Origin of the sequence: Pseudorhodoferax soli, assembly GCF_003337555.1 — a bacterium.
Classification (GTDB): domain Bacteria; phylum Pseudomonadota; class Gammaproteobacteria; order Burkholderiales; family Burkholderiaceae_C; genus Pseudorhodoferax; species Pseudorhodoferax soli.
The window spans coordinates 38,196-64,793 of sequence record NZ_QPJK01000006.1 but is presented as its reverse complement, the minus strand read 5'-3'; the positions used below and the strand labels follow the sequence as shown (position 1 = coordinate 64,793).

Annotated in this window: 26 protein-coding genes; 16 read left to right on the top strand and 10 right to left on the bottom strand. The window is 71.0% G+C overall.

Features of this window, described 5'->3' with window-relative positions; genetic code table 11:
- Positions 1–16: 16 nt before the first annotated feature.
- The 6 genes from amaB to DES41_RS20930 form a co-directional block, all read right to left on the bottom strand.
- On the bottom strand, positions 17–1,531 hold the full coding sequence (gene amaB, locus DES41_RS20955) for an L-piperidine-6-carboxylate dehydrogenase (protein ID WP_114469618.1): 1,515 nt from the start codon (positions 1,529–1,531) through the stop codon (positions 17–19).
- A gap of 64 nt (positions 1,532–1,595) precedes the next feature.
- Positions 1,596–2,465, bottom strand: coding sequence for an ABC transporter permease (locus tag DES41_RS20950; RefSeq protein WP_114469617.1), 870 nt, complete (start codon positions 2,463–2,465; stop codon positions 1,596–1,598).
- Positions 2,462–3,316 (bottom strand): ABC transporter ATP-binding protein, encoded by an 855-nt coding sequence (locus tag DES41_RS20945; RefSeq protein ID WP_114469616.1) that lies wholly within the window; start codon positions 3,314–3,316, stop codon positions 2,462–2,464. Before DES41_RS20945 ends, DES41_RS20950 begins: the two co-directional genes overlap by 4 nt.
- Positions 3,317–3,318: 2 nt before the next feature.
- Positions 3,319–4,329, bottom strand: coding sequence for an ABC transporter substrate-binding protein (locus tag DES41_RS20940; protein WP_114469615.1), 1,011 nt, complete (start codon positions 4,327–4,329; stop codon positions 3,319–3,321).
- A gap of 73 nt (positions 4,330–4,402) precedes the next feature.
- Positions 4,403–5,308, bottom strand: coding sequence for a TauD/TfdA dioxygenase family protein (locus DES41_RS20935; RefSeq protein WP_114469614.1), 906 nt, complete (start codon positions 5,306–5,308; stop codon positions 4,403–4,405).
- Between the two features lie 183 nt (positions 5,309–5,491).
- Positions 5,492–8,131 carry an excinuclease ABC subunit UvrA gene (locus tag DES41_RS20930; protein ID WP_114469613.1) on the bottom strand — a complete coding sequence of 880 codons (2,640 nt, stop codon included), beginning with the start codon at positions 8,129–8,131 and terminating at the stop codon, positions 5,492–5,494.
- Positions 8,132–8,333: 202 nt separating this feature from the next.
- Between DES41_RS20930 and DES41_RS38475 the strand changes: the two genes are divergently transcribed.
- From DES41_RS38475 to DES41_RS20910, 3 genes are all read left to right on the top strand, one after another.
- The gene (locus tag DES41_RS38475) at positions 8,334–8,831 is read left to right on the top strand and encodes a hypothetical protein (protein WP_170168242.1); all 498 of its coding nucleotides are present in this window, start codon (positions 8,334–8,336) and stop codon (positions 8,829–8,831) included.
- Positions 8,828–9,196, top strand: a complete 369-nt coding sequence (locus tag DES41_RS20915; RefSeq protein ID WP_211333027.1) for a hypothetical protein — start codon at positions 8,828–8,830, stop codon at positions 9,194–9,196. Before DES41_RS38475 ends, DES41_RS20915 begins: the two co-directional genes overlap by 4 nt.
- 76 nt (positions 9,197–9,272) lie before the next feature.
- A complete protein-coding gene (locus DES41_RS20910; protein WP_114469611.1) occupies positions 9,273–10,868 on the top strand; it encodes a rhodanese-like domain-containing protein in 1,596 nt (531 codons plus the stop codon).
- Here the strand turns inward: DES41_RS20910 and DES41_RS20905 are convergent.
- Positions 10,865–12,454 carry a gamma-glutamyltransferase family protein gene (locus tag DES41_RS20905; protein WP_114469610.1) on the bottom strand — a complete coding sequence of 530 codons (1,590 nt, stop codon included), beginning with the start codon at positions 12,452–12,454 and terminating at the stop codon, positions 10,865–10,867. The two genes, DES41_RS20910 and DES41_RS20905, sit on opposite strands and share 4 nt — an antisense overlap.
- A gap of 34 nt (positions 12,455–12,488) precedes the next feature.
- Positions 12,489–13,466 carry a Bug family tripartite tricarboxylate transporter substrate binding protein gene (locus DES41_RS20900; protein WP_114469609.1) on the bottom strand — a complete coding sequence of 326 codons (978 nt, stop codon included), beginning with the start codon at positions 13,464–13,466 and terminating at the stop codon, positions 12,489–12,491.
- A gap of 339 nt (positions 13,467–13,805) precedes the next feature.
- Between DES41_RS20900 and DES41_RS20895 the strand changes: the two genes are divergently transcribed.
- Both DES41_RS20895 and DES41_RS20890 read left to right on the top strand, forming a co-directional pair.
- Positions 13,806–14,504, top strand: coding sequence for a GntR family transcriptional regulator (locus DES41_RS20895; protein ID WP_342769675.1), 699 nt, complete (start codon positions 13,806–13,808; stop codon positions 14,502–14,504).
- Position 14,505: 1 nt separating this feature from the next.
- Entirely contained in the window at positions 14,506–15,621 is a 1,116-nt protein-coding gene (locus DES41_RS20890; protein WP_114469607.1) for an NADH:flavin oxidoreductase/NADH oxidase, read from the top strand.
- Here the strand turns inward: DES41_RS20890 and DES41_RS20885 are convergent.
- Positions 15,581–16,513: a sterol desaturase family protein gene (locus DES41_RS20885; protein WP_114469606.1), complete on the bottom strand. Its 933-nt coding sequence runs from the start codon at positions 16,511–16,513 to the stop codon at positions 15,581–15,583. The two genes, DES41_RS20890 and DES41_RS20885, sit on opposite strands and share 41 nt — an antisense overlap.
- Positions 16,514–16,571: 58 nt before the next feature.
- Here DES41_RS20885 and DES41_RS20880 point away from each other — a divergent pair, with 58 nt between their 5' ends.
- The 9 genes from DES41_RS20880 to pcaB all read left to right on the top strand — a co-directional run bounded on the left by DES41_RS20880 (position 16,572) and on the right by pcaB (position 23,326).
- A complete protein-coding gene (locus tag DES41_RS20880) occupies positions 16,572–16,853 on the top strand; it encodes a VF530 family protein (protein ID WP_425466381.1) in 282 nt (93 codons plus the stop codon).
- A gap of 53 nt (positions 16,854–16,906) precedes the next feature.
- Positions 16,907–17,410, top strand: coding sequence for a GAF domain-containing protein (locus DES41_RS20875; protein ID WP_114469604.1), 504 nt, complete (start codon positions 16,907–16,909; stop codon positions 17,408–17,410).
- Complete coding sequence (locus DES41_RS20870; RefSeq protein WP_245965805.1) at positions 17,407–17,796, top strand: DNA-binding transcriptional response regulator; 390 nt, start codon at positions 17,407–17,409, stop codon at positions 17,794–17,796. The genes DES41_RS20875 and DES41_RS20870 overlap by 4 nt, the downstream gene beginning before the upstream one ends.
- A 90-nt stretch (positions 17,797–17,886) precedes the next feature.
- Entirely contained in the window at positions 17,887–18,255 is a 369-nt protein-coding gene (locus DES41_RS20865) for a TfoX/Sxy family protein (RefSeq protein ID WP_114469603.1), read from the top strand.
- 6 nt (positions 18,256–18,261) lie between these two features.
- Positions 18,262–18,573: a hemagglutinin gene (locus DES41_RS20860; protein ID WP_114469602.1), complete on the top strand. Its 312-nt coding sequence runs from the start codon at positions 18,262–18,264 to the stop codon at positions 18,571–18,573.
- Positions 18,574–18,648: 75 nt separating this feature from the next.
- On the top strand, positions 18,649–19,698 hold the full coding sequence (locus DES41_RS20855) for a patatin-like phospholipase family protein (protein ID WP_114469601.1): 1,050 nt from the start codon (positions 18,649–18,651) through the stop codon (positions 19,696–19,698).
- A 168-nt stretch (positions 19,699–19,866) separates the two neighbouring features.
- Entirely contained in the window at positions 19,867–20,736 is an 870-nt protein-coding gene (locus DES41_RS20850) for an HTD2 family dehydratase (RefSeq protein WP_245965804.1), read from the top strand.
- A 16-nt stretch (positions 20,737–20,752) separates the two neighbouring features.
- Complete coding sequence (locus tag DES41_RS20845) at positions 20,753–21,952, top strand: CaiB/BaiF CoA transferase family protein (RefSeq protein ID WP_114469599.1); 1,200 nt, start codon at positions 20,753–20,755, stop codon at positions 21,950–21,952.
- Positions 21,953–21,979: 27 nt separating this feature from the next.
- Positions 21,980–23,326 (top strand): 3-carboxy-cis,cis-muconate cycloisomerase, encoded by a 1,347-nt coding sequence (gene pcaB, locus DES41_RS20840; protein WP_114469598.1) that lies wholly within the window; start codon positions 21,980–21,982, stop codon positions 23,324–23,326.
- A gap of 7 nt (positions 23,327–23,333) precedes the next feature.
- Here pcaB and DES41_RS20835 read toward each other — a convergent pair whose 3' ends face one another.
- Positions 23,334–24,260 carry a LysR family transcriptional regulator gene (locus DES41_RS20835; protein WP_114469597.1) on the bottom strand — a complete coding sequence of 309 codons (927 nt, stop codon included), beginning with the start codon at positions 24,258–24,260 and terminating at the stop codon, positions 23,334–23,336.
- A gap of 134 nt (positions 24,261–24,394) precedes the next feature.
- Between DES41_RS20835 and DES41_RS20830 the strand changes: the two genes are divergently transcribed.
- Positions 24,395–25,366 carry a tripartite tricarboxylate transporter substrate binding protein gene (locus tag DES41_RS20830; RefSeq protein WP_114469596.1) on the top strand — a complete coding sequence of 324 codons (972 nt, stop codon included), beginning with the start codon at positions 24,395–24,397 and terminating at the stop codon, positions 25,364–25,366.
- Between the two features lie 2 nt (positions 25,367–25,368).
- Complete coding sequence (locus DES41_RS20825) at positions 25,369–26,475, top strand: porin (protein ID WP_245965803.1); 1,107 nt, start codon at positions 25,369–25,371, stop codon at positions 26,473–26,475.
- Positions 26,476–26,598 lie beyond the last annotated feature (123 nt).

The window sequence follows — 26,598 nt, the reverse complement described above, 5'->3', positions numbered from 1 at the left end:
TGGCGGTGCCCCCTGTTCACACGTCGAACTTGACCCCTTGCGCCAGTGGAAGTTCACGCGAGTAGTTGACGGTGTTGGTGGCGCGCCGCATGTAGGCTCGCCAGGCGTCCGAGCCCGATTCGCGGCCGCCGCCGGTCTCCTTCTCGCCGCCGAAGGCGCCGCCGATCTCCGCGCCCGAGGTGCCGATGTTGACGTTGGCGATGCCGCAGTCCGAGCCGCTGGCCGAGAGGAAGCGCTCGGCCTCGCGCAGGTCGTTGCTGAAGATGGCCGACGACAGGCCCTGCGGCACGCCGTTCTGCAGCGCGATGGCGTCGGCGAAGTCGGCGTAGGCCAGCACGTAGAGGATGGGCGCGAAGGTCTCGTGGCGCACGGTGGCGGTCTGCGCGGGCATCTCGGCGATGGCCGGGCGCACGTAGAAGGCCTGCGGGAACTCCGCCACCAGCACGCGCTCGCCGCCCGTCACGGTGCCGCCCTCGGCACGCGCCGCCACCAGCGCGGCCTGCATGGCCTCGAAGGCCTGGCGGTCGATCAGCGGGCCGACCAGGGTCCCCGCCTCCAGCGGGCTGCCGATCGGCAGCTTGGCGAAAGCGGCCTGGAGCCGCGCCACCAGCGCATCCTTCACGCTGGCGTGCACGATCAGCCGGCGCGTGCTGGTGCAGCGCTGCCCGGCCGTGCCCACGGCCGCGAAGGCGATGCCGCGCACCGCGAGATCCAGGTCGGCACTGGGCGTGACGATGACGGCGTTGTTGCCGCCCAGCTCCAGCAGCGAGCGGCCGAAACGCTGCGCCACGCGCGGGCCGACAGCGCGGCCCATGCGCGTGCTGCCCGTGGCCGAGACCAGCGCCACGCGTGCATCGTCGACCAGCGCCTCTCCCGTGTCGCGCAGACCCACGACGACCTGGTTCAGCTGCGCGGGCGCCTGGCCAAAGCGCTGTGCTGCACGCGCGAAGATGGCCTGGCAGGCCAGCGCGGTCAGCGGGGTTTTCTCCGACGGCTTCCAGACCACGGCATTGCCGCAGACCAGCGCCAGCGCCGCGTTCCAGGCCCACACCGCCACCGGGAAGTTGAAGGCGGTGATGACGCCCACCACGCCCAGCGGATGCCAGGTCTCCATCATGCGGTGGCCGGGCCGCTCGGACGCGATGGTCAGGCCGTACAGCTGGCGCGACAGCCCGACCGCGAAGTCGCAGATGTCGATCATCTCCTGCACCTCGCCCAGGCCCTCGGTCCCGATCTTGCCGGCCTCGATGGAGACCAGTTCGCCGAGCTGCGGCTTGGCCGCGCGCAGTTCCTCGCCGAGCAGGCGCACGAGTTCGCCGCGCTGCGGGGCGGGCACGTCGCGCCAGGCCAGGCTGGCGGCGCGGGCCATGCCGATGGCACTGGCCACCTCGGCCGGGCCCGCGATGGCCAGCTCGGCCAGCAGGCTGCCGTCCACGGGCGAGCGAACCGCCAGCGGCCCGGCGGCCAGCTGCGTGCGGTCCACGCCCAGGCCGGCGAGGAGGGAAAGGCTGCGTTCTTGGAGGTCGGTCATGGTGCGGGTACGGGGCGGTGTTGGTGACCACCCTTGTATCCGACCTTGGCCTGCTCTTCCAGGCTCAGCGCTGCTGGCCCCAGCGCCGCACCGTCAGGCGTTCCAGCGTGGCGAAGCCCAGCGTCTCCACCGCGAGCCCGATCAGCACCACGGTGACGAGGCCCGCGAACACCTTGTCGGTGTAGAGCTCGTTGCGGTTCTGGAAGATGTACCAGCCCAGCCCGCCCTGCCCCGAACTGGCACCGAACACGAGCTCGGCCGCGATCAGCGTGCGCCAGGCGAAGGCCCAGCCGATCTTCAGGCCCGACAGGATGGCCGGCAGCGCGGCCGGCACCAGGATCTGCAGCGCGTAGCGCAGTCCCTTGAGGCCGTAGTTGCGCCCGGCCATGCGCAGCGTCTCGGGCACGCCCTGGAAGCCCGCGAAGGTGTTGAGCGCCAGCGGCCACAGCACCGAATGGATCAGCACGAACACCAGGCTGCCCCGGCCCAGGCCGAACCACAGCAGCGCCAGCGGCAGCAGCGCGATGGCCGGCAGCGGGTTGAACATCGAGGTGAGCGTGGACAGCAGGTCGCGGCCCAGCTGGGTGGACACCGCCAGCAGCGTCAGCGCGAAGGCCAGCAGCACGCCGGCCACATAGCCCTGCAGCAGCACCGACAGCGAGATGCCCACGCGCGCCAGCAGCTCGCCACTGGCGAAGCCCTCGACCAGCGCACGCATGGTGGCGCTGAAGGTGGGCAGCAGCAGGTCGTTGTCCTGCCAGCGGGCGAGCAGCTCCCACAGCAGCGCCAGCACGGCGAGGATCAGGCCCTTGCGCAGCCAGGCTTGCGACCACAGCCGCGTGCCCAGGGGCAGCGCGCGTTCGACGCTGCCCTCGAGGTAGGGCTGCAGCTGCCATTCGGCCTCGGGCCGCACAGGGGGATTCAGCGCGCTCATACGCTCGTCTCTTCCTCGAACAACAGGTGGTGGATGCGCTGCGCCGTCGCCTGGAATTCGGCGCCGCCGGTGCTGTGCAGGTCGAACGCGTGGCTGTTGATCTCGGCGCGCATGCGCCCCGGGTGCGGCGACAGCAACGCGATGCGGCTGCCCACCACCAGCGCCTCTTCGATGGAGTGGGTGACGAACAGCAGCGTGAAGCGCACCTCGTCCCACAGCGCCAGCAGCTCTTCCTGCATCTTGCGGCGCGTCAGCGCGTCGAGCGCGGCGAAGGGCTCGTCCATGAGCAGCACGCGCGGCTGCATGGCCAGCGCGCGGGCAATGGCCACGCGCTGCTTCATGCCGCCCGAGAGCTGGTGCGGATGCACGTCGGCGAACTTGGACAGGCCCACCTTGTCCAGGTAGTGCAGCGCGCGCTCGCTCGCTTCCTTGCGCGGCAGCGTGCGCGAGGCCAGCAGCGGGAACATCACGTTCTCGCGCACGGTCTTCCAGGGCGGCAGCTGGTCGAATTCCTGGAACACGACGATGCGGTCGGGGCCGGGCGCCGTCACGCGCCGGCCGTCGAGCCGGATCTCGCCTTCCACCGGCGGGATGAAGCCGGCGATGGCCTTGAGCAGCGTGGACTTGCCGCAGCCCGAGGGGCCCAGCAGCACGTAGCGCTCGGCCGCGTGCACGTCGAAGCCCACGCGGTGCGTGGCGCGCACCACGCGCTCGGGCGTGCGGTACTCGAGGCTCACGCCGTCGACCTGCAGCAGCGGCTGCGGCACCGTGGCGCGCAGCGGTTGCGCGACGGCACCCGGCCCGCGCAGCGGCGCGGCGGAGACGGCATTGCGCAGCACCAGCTCGGCCATGCTCAGTTCGCCTGCGCGCTGTGCGCGTCGTCGAAGAAGTAGTCCTTTGCCGATGCGGGTTTGTTCTTGATCGCGCCCACGCGGTGCATGAACTCGGCCAGCGCGTAGGTGTTCTGCGGCGCGGTGGTGAACTGCACCTCGGGGTTCTTGATGATCCTGAGCAGCAGTTCGCGGTCGGTCTTGCCGCCCGAGACCTTGAGGTAGATGTCGGCCGCCTTCTCGGGGTTGGCGGTGATGAACTGCGCGGCCTCGCCCAGCGCGTCGGTGAAGGCCTTGTAGGTCTTGGGGTTCTCGGCGCGGAACTTCTCGGTGGCGTACAGCACGGTGGCCGACGCGGGGCCGCCCAGCACGTCGTAGGACTTCAGCACGATGCGCGCGTTCGGGTTGCCGGCCAGCTCCTGTTCCTGGAACGGCGGGTTGCCGAAGTGGCCCGTGATCTCGGTGCCGCCCTTGATGATGGCGGCGGCCGCGTCCGGGTGCGGCACGGCCACGCTGATCTTGTCGAGCTTGGCGAATTCCTTGTCGCCCCACAGCTTGGCGGACGCCAGCTGCAGCACGCGCGATTGCACCGACACACCCACCGCGGGCACGGCGATGCGGTCCTTGTCGGTGAAGTCGGCGATCGTCTTCACGGCCGGGTTGTTGCTGACCAGGTAGTACGGGAAGTTGCCGAGCGAGGCCACGCCCTTGACGTTCTGGCGGCCTTTGGTGCGGTCCCAGATGGTGAGCAGCGGGCCCACGCCGGCGCCGGCCACCTCGATGTTCCCGGACAGCAGCGCATCGTTGACGGCCGAACCGCCCGACAGCTTGACGAACTCGACGTGGATGTCCACGCCCGCGGCCTTGCCGTGCTTCTCGATGAGCTTTTGCTCCTGCGCCACGTTGAGCAGCAGGTAGACGATGCCGAACTGCTCGGCGATGCGGATGCGGCCCTCGGCCTGGGCGGCGAAGCTGCCGGCGAGCAGTGCTGCGCCGGTGGCGATGGTGGCGAGGCGGCGGGTGATGCGGTGCATGGTGTGGGGATTTCCAGGGTGAGCGAAGCCCGCCCACGGCGCTGCGTGAGCAGAAAAGCGCGGGTGCGGGGATTCAGAAGGGCGCGTCGCCCTCGATGGTGGTGCGGTAGAGCTTGCGGCGCTCGCTGTCGGGCGTGCCGGCGGCCAGGTGCAGCACCGAGCGGTTGTCCCAGAACACGATGTCGTGCGGCAGCCAGCGGTGGCGCAGCTGGAACTCAGGCTTCGTGCTCGCGGCGAACAACAGCTCCAGCAGCGCGCGGCTCTCGTTCTCGGGCAGGCCGACGATCTTCGTCGTGAAGTGTTCGCTGACGAACAGCGCCTTGCGGTCGGTCTCGGGGTGGGTGCGCACGATGGGGTGCACCACGGGCTTCACCTCGTCGAGCTGGGCCTGCGTGAGCGCCGGGCGCCAGGGGCTGCGGGCGCGCAGTTCCTCGTACTTGGCCAGGTAGCTGTGCTCGGCCGTGAGCGTGGCCAGCCGCGCCTTCAAGGGCTCGGGCAAGGCGTCGTAGGCCGCATGCTGGTCGGCGAAGAGCGTGTCGCCGCCCTCGTTCGGCAGCTCCTGCGCGTGCAGCAGCGAGCCCAGGCTGGGCTTGTCCTTGTACGACAGATCGGAATGCCAGTAGTGGCCGGCATCGCCCAGGCCGATGGGCTGCCCATCGACCTTGATGTTGGAGACGATCAGCACCTCGGGCTGGCCTTCGAGCTGGAACTTCTTCTGCACGTGGATCTGCAGCGGGCCGAAGCGGCGGCTGAAGGCCACGTGCTGTGCCGGCGTGATGCGCTGGTCGCGCAGCACCAGCACATGGTGGTCCAGGTGCGCGCGGTGCAGGCGCGCGAAGTCGGCACCGTTGAGTGGATGGGCGAGGTCCAGGCCCACGACCTCGGCGCCGAAGGGCGCGTCGAGGCGGCGGACTTCGAAGGCCTGGGCAGGTGCTTCGGCTGCTTCGGTGGCGGACGGAAGATCGAGCAAGGCGGGCATGGTCGGGCAATGCAGGGAACTGCGCGGGGCAGCGATGCGTTGCACTGTAGGCCGCGCCTGCGCTGCGCCCAACGATTGTTTATTTGCTTGCTTATGCAAAAAACTTCTGTGCAGGCCGCCCCGATCTCACAAGCGTGTTTTGCGCATGCGCACATGCGCAGAACGCGCAAAGGCGCTCCCGCGTCAGCGCAGCGCCTGCGCCAGGTAAGGCGCGGTGGCACTGCCGCGCTGCCTGGCCACGTCGTCCGGCGGGCCGGCCGCGACGATGCGCCCGCCCTTGGGCCCAGCCCCGGGCCCGATGTCGATGAGCCAGTCGGCAGCGGCCGCCACGCGCATGTCGTGCTCCACTGCGACCACGGTGTTGCCCGCGGCCACCAGCCGGCCGATCTGCGCAAGCAGACGGTCCACATCGGCCGGGTGCAGGCCCGTGGTCGGCTCGTCGAGCACGTACAGCGTGCGGCCGTTCTGCGGCCGGTGCAGCTCTGTCGCGAGCTTGATGCGCTGCGCTTCGCCGCCGCTCAGCTCGGTCGCTGGCTGGCCCAGGCGCAGGTAGCCCAGGCCGATGTCGCGCAGCACCTCCAGCGGGCGCAGCACGGCGGGCTCCGCGGCGAAGCGCGCACAGGCGGCTTCCACGGTCAGGTCCAGCACGTCGGCGATCGTCATGCCCTGCCAGGCGACCTTCAGCGTGGCCTCGTTGTAGCGCTTGCCATGGCAGGCGGGGCAAGGCGCGTAGACGCTGGGCAGGAACAGCAGCTCCACGCTCACGAAACCTTCGCCCGTGCAGGTCGCGCAGCGGCCCTTGGCCACGTTGAACGAGAAGCGGCCGGCATCGAAGCGGCGCCGCCGCGCCTCGGGCGTGGCCGCGAACAGCTTGCGCACGGCATCGAACAGGCCCGTGTACGTGGCGAGGTTGGAACGCGGCGTGCGGCCGATCGGCCTCTGGTCGACCTGCACCACGCGCGCGATGTGCTCCAGGCCCTCACTGATGCGGCCCTGCACGGGCGGCATGGGGGCTTGCGCGGCGTCGTCGCCTTCGGTCGCGGGCTGTTCCTCTTCCGGCTCGGCCGGCGCATGCAGCTGGCGGCGCACGAGTTCCAGCAGGGCCTGGCTGACCAGGCTGGACTTGCCCGAGCCCGAGACACCCGTGACCACGCTCAGGCAGCCGATCGGAAAGTCGGCGTCCACGCCGTCGAGGTTGTGGTGCCGCACCTGTTGCAGCCGCAGCCAGGCGCGCGGCTGGCGCACCGTGCGGCGCGCGGCCGGCGCGCCAGTATCCGGAAACAGGTAGGGCCGCGTCTGCGAGCGCGCCACGGCCGCCAGACCCGCCGGCGGGCCGCTGTAGAGCACCTCGCCGCCATGGCTGCCGGCGGCCGGCCCCACGTCGACCAGCCAATCGGCAGCGCGCATGGTGGCCACGTCATGCTCGACGACGAATAGCGTGTTGCCGGCCGCCTTGAGCCGCGCCAGGGCCTGGTGCAGTGCCTCGCCGTCGGCCGGGTGCAGGCCGGCGGACGGCTCGTCGAGCACGTAGACCACGCCGAACAGCTTCGAGCCGATCTGCGTCGCCAGCCGCAAGCGCTGCAGCTCGCCGGCCGACAGCGAGGGTGTGGCACGGTCGAGCGAGAGATAGCCCAGGCCCAGGCTCTGCATCGTCTGCAGCCGCGCGAGGATCTCGCCCGCCAGCCGCTGCGCTGCGAGGGTCTTCTCCTGCGAATCCTCGGGCGTGCGCAGCACATCGTCCGCGCCGGCGTGGCGGGGGTTGGCCACTGTGCGCGGGCGCGCGCCGCGGGCTGCCGAGGGCGCTGGCGCGCGGCCCTGCGCGGCGGGCGCCAGGCACTGTGCGAGCTCGGCCATGGGCATCGCGCCGAGCGCCGCGATGTCGTGGCCGGCGAAGCGCACCGCCAGGGCCGCGGGCTTGAGCCTGCGCCCCCCGCACAGGCTGCAGGCCGTGCCCACCATGTAGGGCGCGACGCGCTTGCGCATGGCCGCGCTCGGGCTGTTGGCGAACGTGTGCAGCACGTGGCGCCGCACGCCCGTGAAGGTGCCCATATAGCTGGGCGCCATCTTGGCCTTGAGGGCGGCGCGCACCTCCGCACGGTCGAAGCCCGCATAGACAGGCACGGTCGGCTGTTCGTCGGTGAACAAAATCCAGTCGCGCGTGCGCTGCGGCAGCTCGCGCCAGGGCCGGTCCACGTCGTGCCCCAATGTGGTCAGGATGTCGCGCAGGTTCTGCCCCTGCCAGGCGCCGGGCCAGGCCGCGACGGCGCGCTGGCGGATGCTGAGGCTGTCGTCGGGCACGGCCGAGCGCTCGGTCACGTCGTAGACACGGCCCAGGCCGTGGCACTGCGGGCAGGCGCCCTGCGCCGTGTTGGGCGAGAAGTCCTCCGCGAACAGCATGGCCTGGCCCGCCGGGTAGTGGCCGGCGCGCGAGAACAGCAGCCGCAGCAGGTTGGAGACCGTGCTGACGCTGCCGACCGAGGAACGCGCCATGGGCGTGCCGCGCTGCTGCTGCAGCGCCACCGCGGGCGGCATGCCATCGACCGCATCGACCTGGGGGATGCCCACTTGGTCCACCAGCCGGCGCGCATAGGGCGCGATGGAATCGAGATAGCGCCGCTGGGCCTCGGCGAACAGGGTGCCGAAGGCCAGCGAGGACTTGCCCGAGCCCGAGATGCCCGTGAACACCACGAAGGCATTGCGCGGGATGTCGACGTCGACGTTCTTGAGGTTGTGCTCGCGCGCGCCGCGCACCTGGACGAAGCCGGCGCCGTCCTCGGCTTGGGGGGCAGCGCTTGACGGCGCCTGTCGGTGTGTGCTGGCCAACGGAAGGGTCCTGGGTCCGGGAAAAAGCACTAGTTTGGCCGCAGGTGCGCGCCGGTCCAGCGCACGCCATCCCGTGCCGCTGTCGGCCGATTTCCCGCTCTGCACGGCTGCACTGCTGCGGTGGACAGCCGGCTGCGTTCTTGTCCTGCATGGCAGCGGCGCAGCGGCCCTTACGGTGGAGCCTGGACTTCAGGAGATGAACATGACCGACAGGAGCAAGGCCGCCACCGGCGTGGGCGCGGTGGCGGGTGGACTGGCCGGCGGTGTCGCCGGCGCGGCCGCCGCAGGCGCGGCGGTGGGCGGTGTGGCGGGGCCGGTCGGCGCAGCAGCCGGCGCGCTCGCCGGTGCGGCGGTCGGCGCCCTGGCCGGCAAGGGCGTGGCCGCGGCCGACCCGACGGTGGACCCCGCGGCCGAGGAGGCCTATTGGCGCGACCACCATGCACAGCAGCCCTATGCCGCCGGCACCCGCTACGAGGACTACGGGCCGGCCTACCGCTACGGTGAGAGCGCCTACGGGCGCCACGGGGGCCGTGCTTTCGATGAGGTCGACGAGGAACTCGCCCGCGACTGGAACAAGGCGCGCGGCCGCTCCACGCTCGACTGGGAAAGCGCGCGCCACGCCTCGCGCGATGCCTGGCAACGGCTCAGCGATGCCAGCGCCCGCACGGCCGCATCGGGCGCGCCACGGGACGGCCTTTGAGCCATTGGCTGCGGGCGCCAGGCCCACGCACCGGCAGCGCCTACGACCAGGCGGTCGCGGGCTTGCTGGGCCTGCTGCCCCGAAAGCTCAGGCGGCTGCTGCGCTGGCTGCTCTCACCGGCGGCGCGCTGGGTGCGCATACCGGCCGCCCTGCTGTGCTTCGTGTTCAGTGCGCTGTGGTTCCTGCCGGTCATCGGGCTGGAGTACCTGCCGATAGGACTGCTGCTGGTGGCGCGCGACGTGCCGGCGCTGCAGGAGCCGGTCGGACGGCTGCTGCTGTGGGGCGGCCGGCGCATGCGCTGGCTGCTGGCGCGTTGGTCGGCACGGGCCAGGCGCTGGCGGGCCCGGGCGCAGCGCGCGGGCTGATCTGCCAAGCGCGTTTTCCGCAGCTGCTGATGCGCGGGCCGCATCAGCGCACGTAGAGGGCGCCTATGCTCGCCCCATGCCCCTGCCCTCACTGACACCCGCCGATGTCCGCGCCGCGCTGCTGGCGCGTGACGAGATCGCCCTGCTCGACCTGCGCGAGGAAGACCCGTTCGCCCAGTCGCATCCGCTGTGGGCCGCCAACCTGCCGCTGTCGCGCATCGAACTGGAAGCCTGGCGCCGCATCCCGCGGCGCGACACGACCATCGTGCTGTACGGCGCGCACGGAGGCGAAGACCTGGTGCCGCGCGGCGCGGCCGTGCTGGCCGCGCTGGGCTACACGCGCGTGCATGCGCTGGCCGGGGGGCTGGAGGGCTGGACCGCCGCGGGCGGCGAGGTGTTCCGCGACGTCAACGTGCCCAGCAAATCCTTCGGGGAACTCGTGGAGCACGAGTGCCGCACGCCCTCGCTGTCCGCCGAAGAGGTGCAGGCGCTGATCGCCACGGGCGCCGATGCCGTGGTGGTGGACGCGCGCCGCTTCGACGAATACCAGACCATGAGCATCCCGGGCGCGACCAGCGTGCCGGGCGCCGAACTCGTGCTGCGCGCCCGCGAGCTGGCGCCCGATCCGGCCACCACCATCGTCGTCAACTGCGCGGGCCGCACGCGCAGCATCATCGGCACGCAGTCGCTGGTCAACGCGGGCGTGCCCAACCCCGTGGCCGCGCTGCGCAACGGCACCATCGGCTGGCTGCTGGCGGGCCAGCAGCTGGACCATGGCGCGGCCCGGCGCGCGCCTGCGCAGGTCGCACCCGAGCGCCTGGCCCAGGCGCGCCAGGCCGCGGCCGACACGGCCCGGCGCGCCGGCGTGGGACGCGCCACAACGCAGGCGCTGGCGCGTTGGCGCGCCGAACGCGGCCGCACGCTGTACGCCTTCGACGTGCGCACGCCCGAGGACTACGCCGCCGGCCACCTGCCGGGCTTTGCCAGCGCCCCGGGCGGCCAGCTGGTGCAGGAGACCGACCACAGCGTGCCGGTGCGCGGCGCGCGCATCGTGCTGGTGGACGACGATGGCGTGCGCGCCAACATGACCGGCTCCTGGCTCGCGCAGATGGGCTGGGAGGTCTACGTTCTCGACGGCGCCGGCGCCTTCGACGAACGCGGCGCGGCCCTGCCTGCGCTGCCGCCGGCGCCGGACGCCGAGCGCATCACGCCCGCACAGCTTTCGGCCGCGCTGGCGGACAGCGTGGTGGTCGACCTGGGACCGGGCCAGGCGCATGTGCGCGGCCACATCCCGGGCGCCTGGTTCGCCATCCGCGCGCAACTGCGCCAGGCGATCGACCACTTGCCACGGGCGGGCCAGTACGTGCTGACCAGCGCCGACGGCGTACTTTCCCCCTATGCCGCCCCCGAACTGCAGGCGCTGCTGGCCGCGCGTGGCCAAGGCACGGCCGGCGTGCAGGTGCTCGCGGGCGGTACGGCCGCCTGGGCCGCTGCCGGCCTGCCGCTGGAGACCGGCGAGCCGCGCCTGGCCACGCCGCGCACCGACCGCTACCGCCGGCCCTACGAAGGCACGGACGCGCCGCGCGCGGCCATGCAGGGCTACCTGGACTGGGAGTTCGGCCTCGTCGCGCAGCTGGCGCGCGACGGCACGCACGGCTTTCGGGTGCTTTAGAAACCGACGGCCTGGCCGTCGCGGCGCGAGTCGCTGGCCGCCAGGTAGCCGCCCTCGACGCGGTGGATCAGCTGCGCCGAGCCGAACTCCAGGCTGTCGTTGGGGGCCACCTGCACAGCGTGGCCGCGCGCCTGCAGTTCCTGCACCACCGCGCCCGGCAGATGCGCCTCGACGTTGACGACCGGGCCGTTCTCGACACGGAAGCGCGGCGCGTCGCTCATGGCCTGCGGGTTCTGGCGGAATGCCGCCAGGCGCATCAGCATCTGCAGATGCCCCTGCGCCTGCATGGAGCCGCCCATCACGCCGAAGGCCATGAGCGGCTGGCCGCCCTGCGTCACGAAGCCCGGGATGATGGTGTGCACGGGCTGCTTGCCCGGTGCCACGCAGTTGGGATGGCCGGCCTGCAGGCTGAAGCTCTCGCCCCGGTTGTGCAGCGCGATGCCGGTGCCCGGCACCACCACGCCGGAGCCGAAGCCGCGGTAGTTGGACTGGATGAACGAGACCATGCTGCCGCCCGCATCGGCCGCGGCGAGGTAGACGGTGCCGCCCGGCTTGGGCACGCCGGCCATGGGCACCGAGGAGCGGTCCATGCGGATCAGCGCGGCGCGCGCCGCGAGGTACTGCGGGTCCAGCAGCGCCGCTGGCGGCACCTGCATGTGGGCCGGGTCGGCCACGTGGGCGTGCAGGTCGGCGAAGGCCAGCTTCATGGCCTCGATGGCCAGGTGGTAGAAATCCGGGCTGTCCAGGCCCATGGCCTCCACGTCGAAGCGCTCGACGATGCCCAGCGCGATCAGCGCCGCGATGCCCTGGCCGTTGGGTGGCAGCTCGTGCAGCAAGTGGCCGCGGAAGGCCTGGGCGATGGGCTCGACCCAGGCCACCTGGTGCTGCGCGAGGTCTTGCGCGGCGATGGCGCCGCCGGTCTTGCGCGCGTGGTCGACGATGCGCTCGGCCAAGGTGCCCTCGTAGAAGCTGCGCCCGCCCGTGGCGGCGATCTCGCCCAGCGTGCGCGCCTGGTCGGGGCAGCGCCAGCGCTCGCCCGCGCGCGGCGCGCGGCCCTCGACGAGGAAGGTGTCCTTGAAGCCGGGCTGCTCCAGCAGCACCGGCACCTGCGCCGCCCACTGCCGCGCGATCTGCGGTGAGACCAGGAAGCCGTCTGCCGCGTAGGCGACGGCGGGCGCGAACAGCTGCGCGAACGGCAGCTTGCCGAAGCGCTCGGACATCGCGCGCCAGCCCGCGACCTGGCCCGGCACCGTGACGGTGTCCCAGCCGACCTTGGGCATGGCGCTGCGGCCCGCGAAGTGCGCCAGGCTCCAGCGCGCCGGCGCGCGGCCGCTGGCGTTCAGCCCGTACAGCTTGCCCTCGTGCCAGACCTGGGCGAACAGGTCGCCGCCGATGCCGTTCATGACCGGCTCCACCACGGTCAGCGTGATGGCCGTGGCGATCGCCGCGTCGATGGCGTTGCCGCCGTCCCGCAGCATCTGCAGCCCGGCCTGCGCGGCCAGCGGCTGGCTGGTGCTGACGGCGTTGGCCGCGAGCAGCGGCATCTTTTGCGAACGGTAGGGAAAGGACCAGTCGAAGTCTTGCATGGGGGTGTGCTTGGGGTGGAAGAAAGACAGCCTGCTACTGCATGGTGATGCCGGACTGCTTCACGAGTTTCTCGGTGCGCGGCACCTCGGTGCGCACGAAGGCCTCGAAGTCGGCGACGGAGCCGCCGCGCGGCTCGGCGCCGGTGGCGGCCAGGCTGTCGCGGAAGGCGGCATCCTGCAGCAGCTTGTTGATCTCGGTGTTCAGCTGGGCCACGATGGGCTGCGGCGTGCCGGGGCAGGCGACGATGCCATACCAGGGCGCGATGTCGTAGCCCGGGTAGCCCTGCTCGGCGATGGTGGGGATGTCCGGCGCCATCGCGGAACGTGTGGCGCTGGACACGCCCAGCGCGTTGAGCTTGCCGGCCTTGACCTGCGGCAGCGCGGTCATGATGGTGTCGAAGTACATCGACACCTGGCCCGACAGCAGCGCAGGGATGGCCTCGCCCGCGCCCTTGTACGGCACGTGCACGATGTCGATGCCGGCCTGCTGGCGCAGCATCTCGCCGGCCATGTGCGAAGTGGTGCCCGCGCCGAACGAGGCATAGGTGAGCTTGCCGGGGTTGGCCTTGGCGTAGGCCACCATCTCCGGCACGGTCTTGAACGGCAGGGAGGGATGGGACAACAGCACGTTGGGCGTGATGGCGACCACCGCCACCTTCGCGAAGGCATCGGGGTCGTAGCTGAGCTTCTTGTAGAGGAAGCGGTTGGTCACCATCGAGGCCGGGCCGCTCATGAGCAGCGTGTAGCCGTCGCCCGGCGCGCGCGCTGCCGCATCGCTGCCGATCATCGCGGCGGCGCCGGGTTTGTTCTCGACGATGAAGCCCTGGCCCAGCGCCTTGGCGAGGCCGGTGCCGATCTGGCGGCTGATCAGGTCGGTGGCGGCGCCGGCGGAGAACGGCACCACGATGCGGACCGGCTTGGTGGGCCAGGCCGGCGCCTGCGCACTGGCGCTGCTGCCGACGGCCAGCACCGCGGCTGCCAGGAAGGACGCGCGCAACGACTCAAGAAGCATGGGAGGAACCTCGTCTACGGAATGGAAGGGATTGCCTGGCGGCCCCTTGTGTTGCCGCCGCGAGTATCCTGCATTTTTGGATATCTGGATCATTGGATCCAGTTTGCAGGATGCAGTCCATCAGCAATTACCAGGCCAGCCAGCCCGCCGCGCAAGGGCCCGTTTTCAACCGCCTGCGCAGGCCGCCGGGCGCCGCAGCGCGGCCATGCACCACGGGCGTGCTCCGCGCGCACCGTATGCGTCCCTTTCGATGCAGGGCGCCCCGCACCCGGTCGATCCGCATACCCCCTCATAGAATTGCGCCGCCATTCGTGCAAATCCCCCGCCCCATTGATGCTGATGCAACGCTCCTCCTCGTTCGAATCCACCCACTCGACCGCCCAGGAGGAGGCCTACCAGCACATCCGCCATGCCATCCGCATGGGGCTGCAGCGCCCGGGTGCACGCCTGGTGCCCGAGGAGATCGCCAGTGCCCTGGGCATGAGCCGCATGCCCGTGCGCGAGGCCTTGAACCGCCTGGCGGCCGAGGGCCTGATCGTGATGCGGCCCAACCGCGGCGCGGTGGTGCGCGACCTCACCGAGAAAGAGGTGCGCGAGGTGTTCGAGATGCGCGCCGTGCTCGAGGGCCTGGCCGCCGCGATGGCCGCGCGCCGCGTGAGCGCGGACGACATCCACGACCTCGAACAAATCCTCGCCAGGATGCAGCGCAGCGCGGCCAACACCTCGGACTGGATCACCGTGCACCGGCAGTTTCACGAGCGCCTGTGCGCGGTCAGCGATGCACCGCGTTTGATGCACCAGATCTCGGCGCTGCATTCGGTGATCGAGCCCCTCATGCGCATCTGGATGGAGGCCCGCCCCTCCGTCGACTACGTGCAGGACGTGCACCGCGAGATCCTCGCGGCGCTCAAGCTCGGCGATGCCGAGGGCGTTGAGGCCCTGGTGCGCGCGCACATCCTGCGCACGATCGCGGGCATCACCGCGCCACGTTCCGCCAACACCGCCCACCCCGCCAACCCCGCCACCCCCGCCGCCTGACATGAGCCAACTCTTCCAGCCCCTGCAGATCGGCCAGCTCGAGCTGGCCAACCGCATCGTGATCGCCCCCATGTGCCAGTACTCGGCCAGCGAGGGCACGCCGGGCGACTGGCACCTGATCCACCTGGGCCGGCTGGCGCTGTCGGGCGCCGGCCTGCTGGTCCTGGAAGCCACGGCCGTGGAAGCCGAGGGCCGCATCAGCGCGGGTGACCTGGGCCTGTACTCGGACGCCAACGAGGCCGGCCTGGCCCGCGTGCTGGGTGCGCTGCGCGCGCATTCGCCCATGCCGGTGGCGATCCAGCTGGGCCATGCGGGCCGCAAGGCGTCCAGCCGCGCACCATGGGACGGCGGCGCCCAGGTGCGCGCCGGCGAGCCCGGCGGCTGGCAGGGCGTCTCGGCCTCGGCGCTGCCGCATGCCCCGGGCGAGCAGGCACCGCTGGCGCTCGACGCGGCCGGCCTGCGCCGCGTGCGCGAGGCCTTCGCCAGCGCCGCCCGCCGTGCCGCCCGGCTCGGGCTGGACGGCATCGAGATCCACGCCGCGCATGGCTACCTGCTGCACCAGTTCCTGTCGCCGCTGTCCAACCAGCGCAGCGACGGCTACGGCGGCAGCCTGGCCAACCGCATGCGCTTTGCGCTCGAGGTGTTCGACGCGGTGCGCGAGGCCTTCACGCCCGGCAAGCCGGTCTGGGTGCGGGTGTCGGCTACCGACTGGGTGCCGGGTGGCTGGGATGTGGAGAGCACCGTGGCGCTGGCGCAGGAGCTCAAGGCGCGCGGCTGCGCGGCCATCCATGTGTCCTCGGGCGGCGTCTCGCCGCAGCAGGCCATCGCGCTCGGGCCGCTCTACCAGGTGCCGTTCGCCGAGCGCCTGAAGGCCGAGGTCGGCCTGCCCACCATCGCGGTCGGCCTCATCACCGAGCCAGAGCAGGCCGAGGCCATCGTCGCCGAGGGCCGGGCCGATGCCGTGGCCATCGCCCGCACCGTGCTGTACGACCCGCACTGGCCCTGGCACGCCGCGACCAGGCTGGGGGCCCAGGTGGTCGCCCCGCGCCAGTACTGGCGCTCGCAGCCGCGCGAGTTCAAGGATCTGTTCGCAGGCGCGGCGTTCGGGGCGCGCTGAGCGCAGCGGCCACGGGGCCGGCGGCACGCGCGCGCAGCGCCTCAGTGGTCTCGTGCGCGCCGGTTGGCGACCAGCCGGGCGGCATGCACAGATGCCCGAGCAGCGCGCGCAGGCTGCGCACCCGCACCAGGTCGCGCGCCAGCGCCAGCCACTGCGCCAGCTCCACGGTCAACGGGTTGCGGCTGGCCATGGGGTGCACCAGGCCGTAGCGGCAGGGCAGCGCATCGCGCTCGGCCGTGTAGGTGCCGAACAGGCGGTCGAACACGATCAGCACGCCGCCGTAGTTGGCGTCCAGGTAGTCCAGGTTGGCCGCATGGTGCACGCGGTGGGCCGAGGGCGTGTTGAGCACGTGTTCGAGCCAGCCCAGCCTGGGAATCCAGGTCGCGTGCAGCCAGAACTGGTAAAGCAGGTTCAGCGACAGCGCAGCCAGCACCAGCCGCAGGTCGAAGCCGATCCACACCAGCGGCAGCAGGAAGACCACGTTGCCGCTGAGCTTGCCGAACATGCCGATGCGCAGCGAGGCGCCCAGGTTCAGCTGATTGGGCGTGTGGTGCACGGCGTGGTTGCACCAGAACCAGCGCACGCGGTGGCCGGCGCGGTGCAGCCAGTAGTAGAAGAATTCCAGCAGCAAGAACAGCAGCAGGCCCGCGCCGACCGATTCCACCGGGATCGTCGCCAGCCGGTGCTGCTCGACCCAGCGCACCAGCGGCGCGGCGATGGTCAGCGGCACGAACACCGTGATCGCGATGCGCCCGACGAAGTCGAACAGGGAGACGCCGTAGGCATGCCAGTCGTAGCCGCCACGGCGCGACAGGACCACTGCCTCCAGCAACGACAGCAGCAGCACGACAGGCGCGGCGCCGAACAGCAGGATCTTCTCGATGGTGTTCATGGTGTGGTGCGCGCGGTGGGGGACGCATTCTGCGCCTGGCGGCACGGGTCGTGGCACCATCGCGGCCGTGAGCGACAACCTTCCTCCTTCCCCTGCGGCCCAGCCGCGCAATCCGCTGCACGGCCTCACGCTGGAACGCATCCTGACCGAACTGGTGGCCCACTTCGGCTGGCCGGGCCTGGCCGAGCGCATCCCGCTGCGCTGCTTCACGCAGGCGCCGAGCATCGCGTCCAGCCTCAAGGTCTTGCGCAAGACGCCCTGGGCACGCGAGAAGGTCGAAGGGCTCTACCTCTTCATGCTGCGGGAACAGCGGCGCTCGGCAGGCGGCCCGCGCAGCTGAGACCACCGGCAGCGTCCGACAGGCGCCGGGCCGCCATGCTAGGCTGGCGCCCCATGCAAGCCGCACCACTGCCCGCCGACGAAGACGCCCGCCTGCGCGCCCTGCAGGCGTTGATGGTGCTGGACACCCCGCCCGAGGAACGCTTCGACCGCGTGGTGCGCTTCGCCGCCGAACAACTGGACATGCCGATGGCCTTGGTCAGCCTGATCGATGGCGAACGCCAGTGGTTCAAGTCGCGGGTGGGCCTGGACGTGCCCGAAACCGGCCGCGACATCGCCTTCTGCGCCCACGCCATCCTGCAGCCCGAGACCTTCGTCGTCGAGGATGCGCTGCAGGACGGGCGCTTCGCCGACAACCCGCTGGTGACGGGCGCACCCCACATCCGCTTCTATGCCGGCGCGCCGCTCAGCGCCCCGGGCGGGGAACGGGTGGGCACGCTGTGCGTGCTCGACAGCAAGCCGCGCGCCTTGGGCACGGTGGAGCTGGCGGTGCTGGAGGCGCTGCGCACCCTGGTCGACGAAGCGCTGGCGAACGAGAACCCGGAGGATGGCGCGTGACGGCGGCCATCCGCCCGCCCGCCGTGCTGCTGGTCGAGCCGCAGTTCGTGATGCGCCGGACCATGGTCGCGGTGGCGCGCGAACTGGGCCTGGTCGAGTTCCACGAGGCCTCCAGCGTCGCGCGCGCGCTGCCGCTGCTGGAAACCCGGCGCTTCGGCGGCATGGTGCTGGACATGGGCGACGGCAGCGAGGCACTCACGCTGTTCGAACGCGTGCGCGCCGGCGAATTCGTGTGCCGGCCGGACCTCCCCGTGGTCGCCCTGACCTTTCCGGTCTCCGCTGCAGCGGCCAGCCGCCTGGAAGCGCTCAAGCCCCTGCGCACGCTGGACAAACCCTTCAAGGTGCGCGAACTGCTGGCTTCGGTGGCCTTGATGGCGCATGCCTGACACGGTGTGCACCAGCGCGGCCCGCGGAAGTGCCAAGCCGGGCGGGTCTCGGCGCGGTGGCAGGCCCTGCCCGGCCGACCACAGGCTGCCATGAGCGAATTCAGCGACAACCTGCACGAGGTCTTCGAGCGCTTCGGCCGCATCACCGTGCGCCGCATGTTCGGCGGCCATGGCGTGTTCCACGAAGGGCGCATGTTCGCGCTGGTGGCCAACGAGCGGCTGTACCTCAAGACCGACGCGCAGAACCGGGCGGCGTTCGAGCAACTCGGCCTGCCGGCCTTCGCGTACGCGCGCCAGGGCGAGCTGGCCCGCATGAACTACCACGAGGTGCCGGCCGAAGTCTTCGAGGACCGCGAGGAAGCCGCACGCTGGGCACGCCTGGCCTGGGACGCCGCGCTGCGTGCCGCGGCGGCCGCAGCGCCGCGCAGGCCAGCCGCGAAGCGCGCCACGCGCCGCTGATCCGCCATGGGCAGCGATCCGCGCGCGCACTACGAAGCCGAGGTCGCCGCGCTGCGTGTGGCGGCCGAGCGGCTTCTCACGGCCGGGGATGGCGAGGAACAGGTGGCGCGCTGGGCCGTCGCGCAGCGCAACGCGCTCAAGCAGCGCTTTCGCGCCGACACGCCCGCCGACGAGCTCGCACGGCTGAAGGCCTGGACCAGTTCACGCTACGGCCATCCGCTCGGGCCCTCGGCCGACCAGCTCCGCGCGGCCGGCAAGTCCTGGCGCGAGATCATCGACGGCGCTGCCCGGCCGGGCCGGTACCGCGGCAGGCCCTGACAGGTGGGCCTGACATGTGGGCCTGACATGTGGGCCTGACAGCGCCCTGACAAGTGGGCATGGCATGCTGCACGCATGCGCTGGCCCACCCTGCCCTTCCTCACTCCGCACCGCCCGGCCCTGAACCTCGCCTTGCAGGGCGGCGGCGCGCACGGCGCCTTCACCTGGGGCGTGCTGGACGCGCTGCTGGAAGCCGACCGCTTCGCCATCGCCGGCATCAGCGGCACCAGTGCCGGCGCCATCAACGGCGTGCTGCTGGCCCACGGGCTGGTGCAAGGCGGCCCCGCGGCTGCGCGTGCCGCCCTGAGCGACTTCTGGAGCGCCATCGGCAGCCGCGTGCCGTTCGAATGGCTGACCGTGGGAGAAGACGATGCGCTGGCCTTCAACCCGCTGGCGCGGCTCATGCTGCAGTGGTCGCAGCTCTTCGCCCCGCACGAGCTCAATCCGCTGGGCCGCGATCCGCTGCGCGAACTGCTCGCCGAGCAGCTGGACTTCACGGCGCTGTGCCGTGCGGATGCGCCGAAGCTGGCGATCGCCGCCACGCACGCCAACAGCGGCCGGCTCAAGGTCTTCGACAACGCGGCGCTGAGCCTCGACGCCGTGCTGGCCTCGGCCTGCCTGCCCACGCTGCACCACACCGTGGAGATCGCCGGCGAGCCCTACTGGGATGGCGGCTACAGCGCCAACCCGGCCCTGCTGCCGCTGCTGGCCGACGCACGCTGCGCCGCCGACACGCTGCTGGTGCTGCTGGCGCCGCGCCAGCATGCGCGCACGCCGCGCCAGCGCGCCGAGATCGCCGAGCGCGCCATGGACATCGCCTTCCAGGCGCCCTTCCTGCGGGAGCTGGACCTGCTGGCCACGCTGCAGGCGGACGTCGGCACGCGTTGGTGGCCCGGCGGCGGCGTGGCCGGGCGCATCGCCCGCGCGCGCTGGCACCTGGTGGACGGCGGCCCGGTGCTGGCCGCGCTGCGCGGCGAGACGCGGCTGATCGCGCACCTGCCGTTTCTCGAACGCCTGCGCGATGCGGGGCGGGCGGCCGCGCAGGCCTGGCTGGCCGGGCCCGCGCGCCATGTCGGCCATCGCAGCAGCACGGAGCTGCGCGCGCTGGCCGGCGCAAACGCCTGAACCAGCCCTGCTGCGCGCTGGCGGCGCTGCAACAGCCGCGGCGCCGCGCGCCGCATTGCTGCATTGCATGCATCAATCTTTCGGAATGTTGCAATTCACTTGGCGATGGAGCTGCTCCACACTGCCCGGCAACGCTGCACCGCACGCAGCCAACCACCGGAGACGCAAGTGAGCACAGCCACGCAAGCGCTGCAGGCCTGGATCGGCCGCAGCGAGACCGTCCAGGACACCGTCCATCCCACGCAGGTCGCAGCCCTCACGGCCACCCTGGACCACCCCGCCGCCGACACGTCCACAGGCGTGCCACTGCCGCCGCTGTGGCACTGGCTCTACTTCCTGCCGCTGCACCGCCAGTCGGACATCGGCGCCGACGGCCACGCCAGGCGCGGCGGCTTCATGCCGCCAGTGCCGCTGCCGCGCCGCATGTGGGCGGGCAGCCAATTCGCGTTCCACACGCCGATCCGTGTGGGCGACGCCGTGGCCCGCACCTCCACCATCGACGACGTCAGCACCAAGGAGGGCCGCACGGGCAAGCTGGTGTTCGTCAAGGTGCGGCATGAGGTGCGCTGCAACGGCGCCGCCGACCCGGCGCTGGTCGAGTTCCACGACATTGTCTACCGCGAAGCCCAGGGCCCGAACGACGTGGCCCCGCCGCCCCAGGACGCGGAGAAGGGCACCGCAGCCACGGGTTGGCGCCGCGAGATCGTGCCCGACGACGTGCTGCTGTTCCGCTACTCGGCGCTGACCTTCAACGGCCACCGCATCCACTACGACCGACAGTACGTCACCCAGGTCGAGGGCTACCCCGGCCTGATCGTGCACGGCCCGCTGATCGCCACCTTGCTGATGGATCTGCTGCGGCGCCAGCTGCCCGGTGCCGACGTGGCGAGCTTCCGCTTCAAGGCCGTGCGGCCGACCTTCGACCTGCACCCCTTCCACGTCAACGGCGAACTGCAGGCCGACGGCAAGACCGTGCGCCTGTGGGCCAGTGACCACGAAGGCTGGCTGACGATGGACGCCACCGCCACCTTGCGCTGACCCGGAGAACACCACCATGCAACCCCTCAAAGGCATCACCGTCGTCACGCTCGAACACGCCATCGCCGCGCCGTTCGCCACCCGCCAGCTCGCCGACCTGGGCGCCCGCGTCATCAAGATCGAACGCCCGGGCAGCGGCGACTTCGCCCGCGGCTATGACCAGCGCGTACGCGGCCTGGCCTCGCACTTCGTCTGGACCAACCGCTCCAAGGAAAGCCTGACGCTGGATGTCAAGCATCCCGAGGCCGCCAAGGTGCTCGAGCGCCTGGTGCTGGAGAAGGCCGACGTGGTGGTGCAGAACCTCGCGCCCGGCGCCGCCGCGCGGCTGGGCATGGGCTACGAGGCGCTCTCCCCGCGCAAGCCCGGCCTGATCGTGTGCGACATCTCGGGCTACGGCGACGACCCGGTCAACCCCGGCCCCTACCGCGACAAGAAGGCCTACGACCTGCTGATCCAGAGCGAGGCCGGCTTCGTCTCCGTGACCGGTACGCCCGACGAGCCTTGCAAGGCCGGCCCCTCGATCGCCGACATCGCAGCGGGAATGTACGCGTACACCAACATCCTGGCCGCGCTGATGCAGCGCAGCCAGACCGGGCGCGGCCAGCGCATCGACATCTCCATGCTGGAATCGCTGGCCGAGTGGACCAGCTACCCGCTGTACTACGCGTTCGAGGGCGCCGCGCCGCCGCCGCGCACGGGCGCCAGCCACGCCACCATCTACCCCTACGGCCCGTTCCCCGCGGGCGACGGCGGCACCGTGATGCTGGGCCTGCAGAACGAGCGCGAGTGGGCCAGCTTCTGCACCACCGTGCTGCAGCAGCCCACGCTGGCCACCGACCCGCGCTTCACCGCCAACTTCAAGCGCGTGGCCGAGCGCGTCGCGCTGCGCCAGATCATCGTGGACGCGTTCGCGCCGCTGACCGCAGCGCAGGTCGTCACGCGGCTGGAGCAGGCGCAGATCGCGAACGCCCAGGTCAACACCATGGCCGAGGTCTGGGCGCACCCGCAGCTGCAGGCGCGTGGCCGCTGGACCGAGGTCGGCTCGCCGCAGGGCCCGCTGCCTGCCATGCTGCCGCCCGGCAGCTGGGGCGGCGAGGCGGGCGGCCCGCGCATGGACCCGGTGCCCGCACTGGGCCAGCACACCGACGCCATCCTGGCCGAACTGGGCTACGCGGCCGGCGACATCGCCGCACTGCGCGCCGCCCAGACGGTCTGACCCCCACACCCCCAACGAAAGAACTCCATGGCAGCCACCATCATCGACTCGCGCATCTTCGGCGACATGTTCAGCGACGCGCGCATGCGCGAAGTCTGGTCCGACGAGAACCGCACCGCCAAGTACCTGGACATCGAGCGCGCCTTGGCCAGGGTGCAGGGCCGTCTCGGCATCATTCCGCAGGAGGCGGCCGACGAGATCGTCAAGAACTGCGAGCTGTCGCAGATCGACTGGGTGCAGCTCAAGGCCAAGACCGAGCAGATCGGCTATCCCATCATCGCGGTGGTCAACCAGATCAACGCCCACTGCCGTGACAAGCTTGGCGAGTACTGCCACTGGGGCGCCACCACGCAAGACATCACCGACACCGCCGCCGTGCTGCAGATGCGCGAAGGCCTGGCGCTGGTCGAGCAGGACCTGAACGAGATCGGCGATGCGCTGGCATCGCTGGCCAGGAAGTACCGCGACACACCGGTCATCGGCCGCTCCAACCTGCAGCAGGCCACGCCCATCACCTTCGGCTACAAGATGGCCAGCATCCTGGCCGGCATCGACCGCCATCGCGAGCGGCTGCAGCAGCTCAAGCCGCGCGTGCTGATGGGCGAGTTCGGCGGTGCGTCGGGCACGCTGTCGTCGCTGGAGAAGGGTGCGATGGAAACCCAGGCCGCGCTGATGCAGGAGCTGGGCCTGGCCCAACCGCTGATCTCCTGGCACACGGTGCGCGACACCATTGCCGAGGTCGGCGCCTTCCTGGGCCTGGTGGGCGGCTCGCTGGGCAAGATCGCCATGGACGTGAAGCTCATGATGCAGACCGAAGTGGCCGAGGTCTTCGAGCCCTACGCACCCGGGCGCGGCTCATCCTCCACCATGCCGCAAAAGCGCAACCCGATCTCGTGCCTGTACATCCACGCCAACATCTCGGTGGCGCGCCAGCACGCCGCTGCGCTGATGGACGCGATGGTGGCCGACCACGAGCGCTCCACCGGCCCCTGGGAGATCGAATGGGTGTCGCTGCCCGAGATCTTCTGCCTGATGTCGGGCGCGCTCAAGCAGACCAAGTTCATCCTGAAGGGCCTGGAGGTGGATGGCGCCCGCATGCGCGCCAACATCGCCATGACCAACGGCCTGGTGATGTCCGAGGCCGTGATGATGGGCCTGGGGCCCTACATCGGCCGCGAGTACGCGCACGACCTGGTGTATGACCTGTGCCGCGAGGCGATCGCCAAGGACCGGCCGCTGATCGAGGTCCTGGCCGTGCACCCGGAGATCACCAAGCACGTGACGCGCGCGCAACTGGAAGCGATGTGCGAGCCGGCGAACCACCTGGGCCAGGCCGGCGTGATGGTCGACCGGGTGCTGGCTGCCCGCGGGTAGCGCGTTCTCACGCAGGCGCGCGCTTGGCCGCGAGGGCGCGCTTGCCTTTCATCTCCGCGAAGAAATCGTAGAGCTGCTGCGCCGCCGGCGACAGCGGCCGGCCCTTGCGCCGGATCAGACCCACCTTGCGCGTGACGATGGGGTCGACCAGCGGCACGCTGACCAGCAGCGGATGGTCGGCGCCCGGCATGGCCAGCGAAGGCACGGCCGCCACGCCCAGCCCCGCCTCCACCAGCCCCAGCATGGTGGTCACGTGCTGCGCCTCGTAGATGGCCTGCGGGCGCCCTGGCAGACCCGCGAGCGCCTGGTCCAGCAGCAGCCGGTTGCCCGATGTCTTGCTGACCGAGATGAAGTCGTACTGGCCCAGCTCGGCCCAGCCCACCTTGCGCTTCTTCGCCAGTGGATGGTCGCGCCGGCACGCGGCCACGAAACGCTCTTCCAGCAAGGGCTTGAACTCGATGTCGGGCTCCTGGCTGCCGATGAAGTTGAGGCCGAAATCGGCCTCGCTGCGCGCCACGGCCGCCAGCACATCGTTGGCGCCCGCATCGAACACCCTGACTCGGATCTTCGGGTAGCGCTCGTGGTAGCGCGAGACCACCTGCGACAAGTAGTAGTACACCGTGGACGGCACGCACGCGATCGTGACCTCGCCCATGCGCGTGCCGGCCACGCCGCGGATGCCCAGCAGCGTGTTGTCCAGGTCGTCCAGCAGCTGCTGCACCTTGCGGTCGAAATCGCGGCCCACGGCCGTCAGGCTGACCTTGCGCGTGGTGCGCTCCAGCAGCTTCACGCCCAGGGCCTCTTCCAGCTTCTCGATGCGCCGGCTGAACGCCGGCTGCGACACGTGCAAAGCGTCCGCCGCCTTGCGAAAGCTCGACAGCTCGGCCACGGTGCGGAAGGCCTGCAGGTCGTTGAGGTTGAAGTTGATGGCCATGCGATGTCCTGGTTCTCCGGTGATCGACAGTGTGCATCAATCGTTCGCAAAGATGCAATTCACAGAAGCACCCGCGCCGCCGACCATCCAGTCTTCTGCGCATGCCAACCTTTGCAATCCACCGGAGTAGACAAATGAAGTTTCCACAACGACACCTGGTCGGCGCCATCGCCGCCGCCGCCGCATTCGCCTGCGGCACAGCGGCGGCCGCCTGGCCCGAGAAGAGCATCACCATCGTCGTGCCCACTTCGGCCGGCGGCGCCAACGATGCGATGGCCCGCACCCTCGGGCAGGCGCTCTCGCTGGCACTGAAGCAGACCGTGATCGTGGAGAACAAGGCCGGCGCCAACGGTGCCATCGCCAGCGAATACGTGAAGCGCGCCGCGCCCGATGGCTACACGCTGATGCTGGGCTACATCGCCACGCACGCCATGAACCCGGCGCTGCAGAAGCTGCGCTACGACCCGGTGGCCGACTTCGAGCCCGTGGCCATGGTCGGTTCGTCGGCCACGTTGATGGTGGTCAGCCCCAAGGTCAAGGCCAACAACGCCAAGGAGTTCGTGGCGCAGTTCAAGCAAAGCAAGGAGCCGGCCTCCTACGCGTCGGCCGGCAACGGCACCGCGCCCCACTTCGCTGCCGAGATGTTCAAGCTGTCCGCCGGGGTGGACATGCTGCACGTGCCCTACAAGGGCTCCGCGCCGGCGGTCAACGACACCATGGCCGGACAGACGCAGGTGATGTTCCCGAGCCTGTTCACGGCCATGACCTTCGTCAAGAACGGCAAGCTCAAGGCCATGGGCGTGGCCGGGAGCAAGCGCTCCACCCTGCTGCCCGATGTGCCCACGCTGGCCGAACAGGGCATCGCCGGCGTGGACGTCTCGCAGTGGTACGCCATGTTCGCGCCCGCCAAGACGCCTGCGCCCGTGCTGGAGCAGCTGAACGCCACGCTCAACCGCATCCTGGCGGACAAGGCCATCGCCCACAAGCTGGTCGAAAGCGGCGCCGAAGTGGAGACCATGACCCTGCCGCAGATGCGCAGCTTCGTCGCGGCCGAGCAGGTCAAGTGGAAGAAGGTGGTGCAGGCCACCGGACTGAAGGCCGACTGAGCATGCCCACCCTGGCCCAAGCCCCTTCCATGCAGCGCAAGCTGATCGCGCCGGCGGCGCTGGCCACCCTGTGCGCGCTGGCCGCCGACTGCGCGCAGGCGCAAAGCAGCGCACGCCTGTACGGCATCGTCGATTTGTCGATGCGCCGCGCCAGCGGGCTCAACGAGTTCGCGCCCAGCGACACATCGGCCACCACCATGTCCAGCGGGCTCAACAACACCAGCCGCTGGGGCATCCGCGTCCAGGAAGACCTGGGCGGCGGGCTCAGCGCGCAGGCGCAGCTCGAATCGGGCATCAATGCCAAGACGGGCGCACCGGCGAGTTCCACCATGTACTTCGACCGCCAGTCCTGGGTCGGCCTGGGCGGCCCCTGGGGCCTGGTCAGCCTGGGGCGCCAGACCACGCTGCTGGCCGATGCCATCTCGCCCATCGATCCGCTGGGCATGCGGCTGGCCAGCTTCAACCCGGCCATCAACGTGGCGGCCCTGAGCCAGCACCAGCTGGGCGTGGGCTACGGCGCGAGCGGGTCGGCCACGGGCTCGTACCGGCTGAACAACAGCATCAAGTACAACGCCGAGTTCGGCGGCCTGCACGTGCGGCTGATGCACAGCCTGGGCGAGGTGCCTGGCAACAGCGGGGCTTCGGATTCCACCGGCGTGGGCCTGGGCTACAAGCTGGGCCGGCTGCAGCTGTCGGCAGCGCACCAGCGCTTTCGCAACAACGACGACACGCTGGGCCTGCGTGGCCACGTGCTGGGCGCCGCCTACACCCTGGAAGGCGGCATCCGCCTGGCGGCCCTCTATGCGCGCAGCCAGGCCCACACCAGCGCAACGACGCGCGCCGCGCTGCGCACGCTGGGCCTGGGCGCCACGGTGCCCGCGGGCGCGTTCGTCGACCTCACCTTGGCGCACTACCGGGTGGCGCGCGAGCGCAGCGCGCGCGCCGACGATGGCTACGGCCGCACGGTGGCGTTCGCCGAGTACAAGCTGTCGCGGCGCAGCATGGTCTACCTCGAAGCCGACCACACGCGGTGGCAGGGCGGGTTCCAGGGCGCGGCCAACAAGAAGCGGGCGACGGGGTTCAGCGCAGGGGTGCGGCACCACTTCTGAAGCCCTGCCGCACCCGCGTGAAGGGATGCCTGGTTCGCCAGGCATCCCTTTTTTTGTGCTCGGTCGCACAAGGGAAAACGAAGAATGCAAAACAGGGCCTGGGCGGCCCTGCGACTTGCCTGC

Excerpts from the sequence above, each read along its gene's own strand:
- DES41_RS20830 (WP_114469596.1), top strand. The coding sequence starts at position 24,395 with ATGAAGTTTCCACAACGACACCTGGTCGGCGCCATCGCCGCCGCCGCC.
- DES41_RS20865 (WP_114469603.1), top strand. The coding sequence starts at position 17,887 with ATGAGCGAATTCAGCGACAACCTGCACGAGGTCTTCGAGCGCTTCGGC.
- DES41_RS20935 (WP_114469614.1), bottom strand. The coding sequence starts at position 5,308 with ATGCCCGCCTTGCTCGATCTTCCGTCCGCCACCGAAGCAGCCGAAGCA.
- amaB (WP_114469618.1), bottom strand. The coding sequence starts at position 1,531 with ATGACCGACCTCCAAGAACGCAGCCTTTCCCTCCTCGCCGGCCTGGGC.
- DES41_RS20950 (WP_114469617.1), bottom strand. The coding sequence starts at position 2,465 with ATGAGCGCGCTGAATCCCCCTGTGCGGCCCGAGGCCGAATGGCAGCTG.
- DES41_RS20855 (WP_114469601.1), top strand. The coding sequence starts at position 18,649 with ATGCGCTGGCCCACCCTGCCCTTCCTCACTCCGCACCGCCCGGCCCTG.
- DES41_RS38475 (WP_170168242.1), top strand. The coding sequence starts at position 8,334 with ATGACCGACAGGAGCAAGGCCGCCACCGGCGTGGGCGCGGTGGCGGGT.
- DES41_RS20890 (WP_114469607.1), top strand. The coding sequence starts at position 14,506 with ATGAGCCAACTCTTCCAGCCCCTGCAGATCGGCCAGCTCGAGCTGGCC.
- DES41_RS20905 (WP_114469610.1), bottom strand. The coding sequence starts at position 12,454 with ATGCAAGACTTCGACTGGTCCTTTCCCTACCGTTCGCAAAAGATGCCG.
- DES41_RS20910 (WP_114469611.1), top strand. The coding sequence starts at position 9,273 with ATGCCCCTGCCCTCACTGACACCCGCCGATGTCCGCGCCGCGCTGCTG.
- DES41_RS20945 (WP_114469616.1), bottom strand. The coding sequence starts at position 3,316 with ATGGCCGAGCTGGTGCTGCGCAATGCCGTCTCCGCCGCGCCGCTGCGC.
- DES41_RS20845 (WP_114469599.1), top strand. The coding sequence starts at position 20,753 with ATGCAACCCCTCAAAGGCATCACCGTCGTCACGCTCGAACACGCCATC.
- DES41_RS20895 (WP_342769675.1), top strand. The coding sequence starts at position 13,806 with ATGCAACGCTCCTCCTCGTTCGAATCCACCCACTCGACCGCCCAGGAG.
- pcaB (WP_114469598.1), top strand. The coding sequence starts at position 21,980 with ATGGCAGCCACCATCATCGACTCGCGCATCTTCGGCGACATGTTCAGC.
- DES41_RS20835 (WP_114469597.1), bottom strand. The coding sequence starts at position 24,260 with ATGGCCATCAACTTCAACCTCAACGACCTGCAGGCCTTCCGCACCGTG.
- DES41_RS20825 (WP_245965803.1), top strand. The coding sequence starts at position 25,369 with ATGCCCACCCTGGCCCAAGCCCCTTCCATGCAGCGCAAGCTGATCGCG.
- DES41_RS20885 (WP_114469606.1), bottom strand. The coding sequence starts at position 16,513 with ATGAACACCATCGAGAAGATCCTGCTGTTCGGCGCCGCGCCTGTCGTG.
- DES41_RS20940 (WP_114469615.1), bottom strand. The coding sequence starts at position 4,329 with ATGCACCGCATCACCCGCCGCCTCGCCACCATCGCCACCGGCGCAGCA.
- DES41_RS20900 (WP_114469609.1), bottom strand. The coding sequence starts at position 13,466 with ATGCTTCTTGAGTCGTTGCGCGCGTCCTTCCTGGCAGCCGCGGTGCTG.
- DES41_RS20875 (WP_114469604.1), top strand. The coding sequence starts at position 16,907 with ATGCAAGCCGCACCACTGCCCGCCGACGAAGACGCCCGCCTGCGCGCC.
- DES41_RS20860 (WP_114469602.1), top strand. The coding sequence starts at position 18,262 with ATGGGCAGCGATCCGCGCGCGCACTACGAAGCCGAGGTCGCCGCGCTG.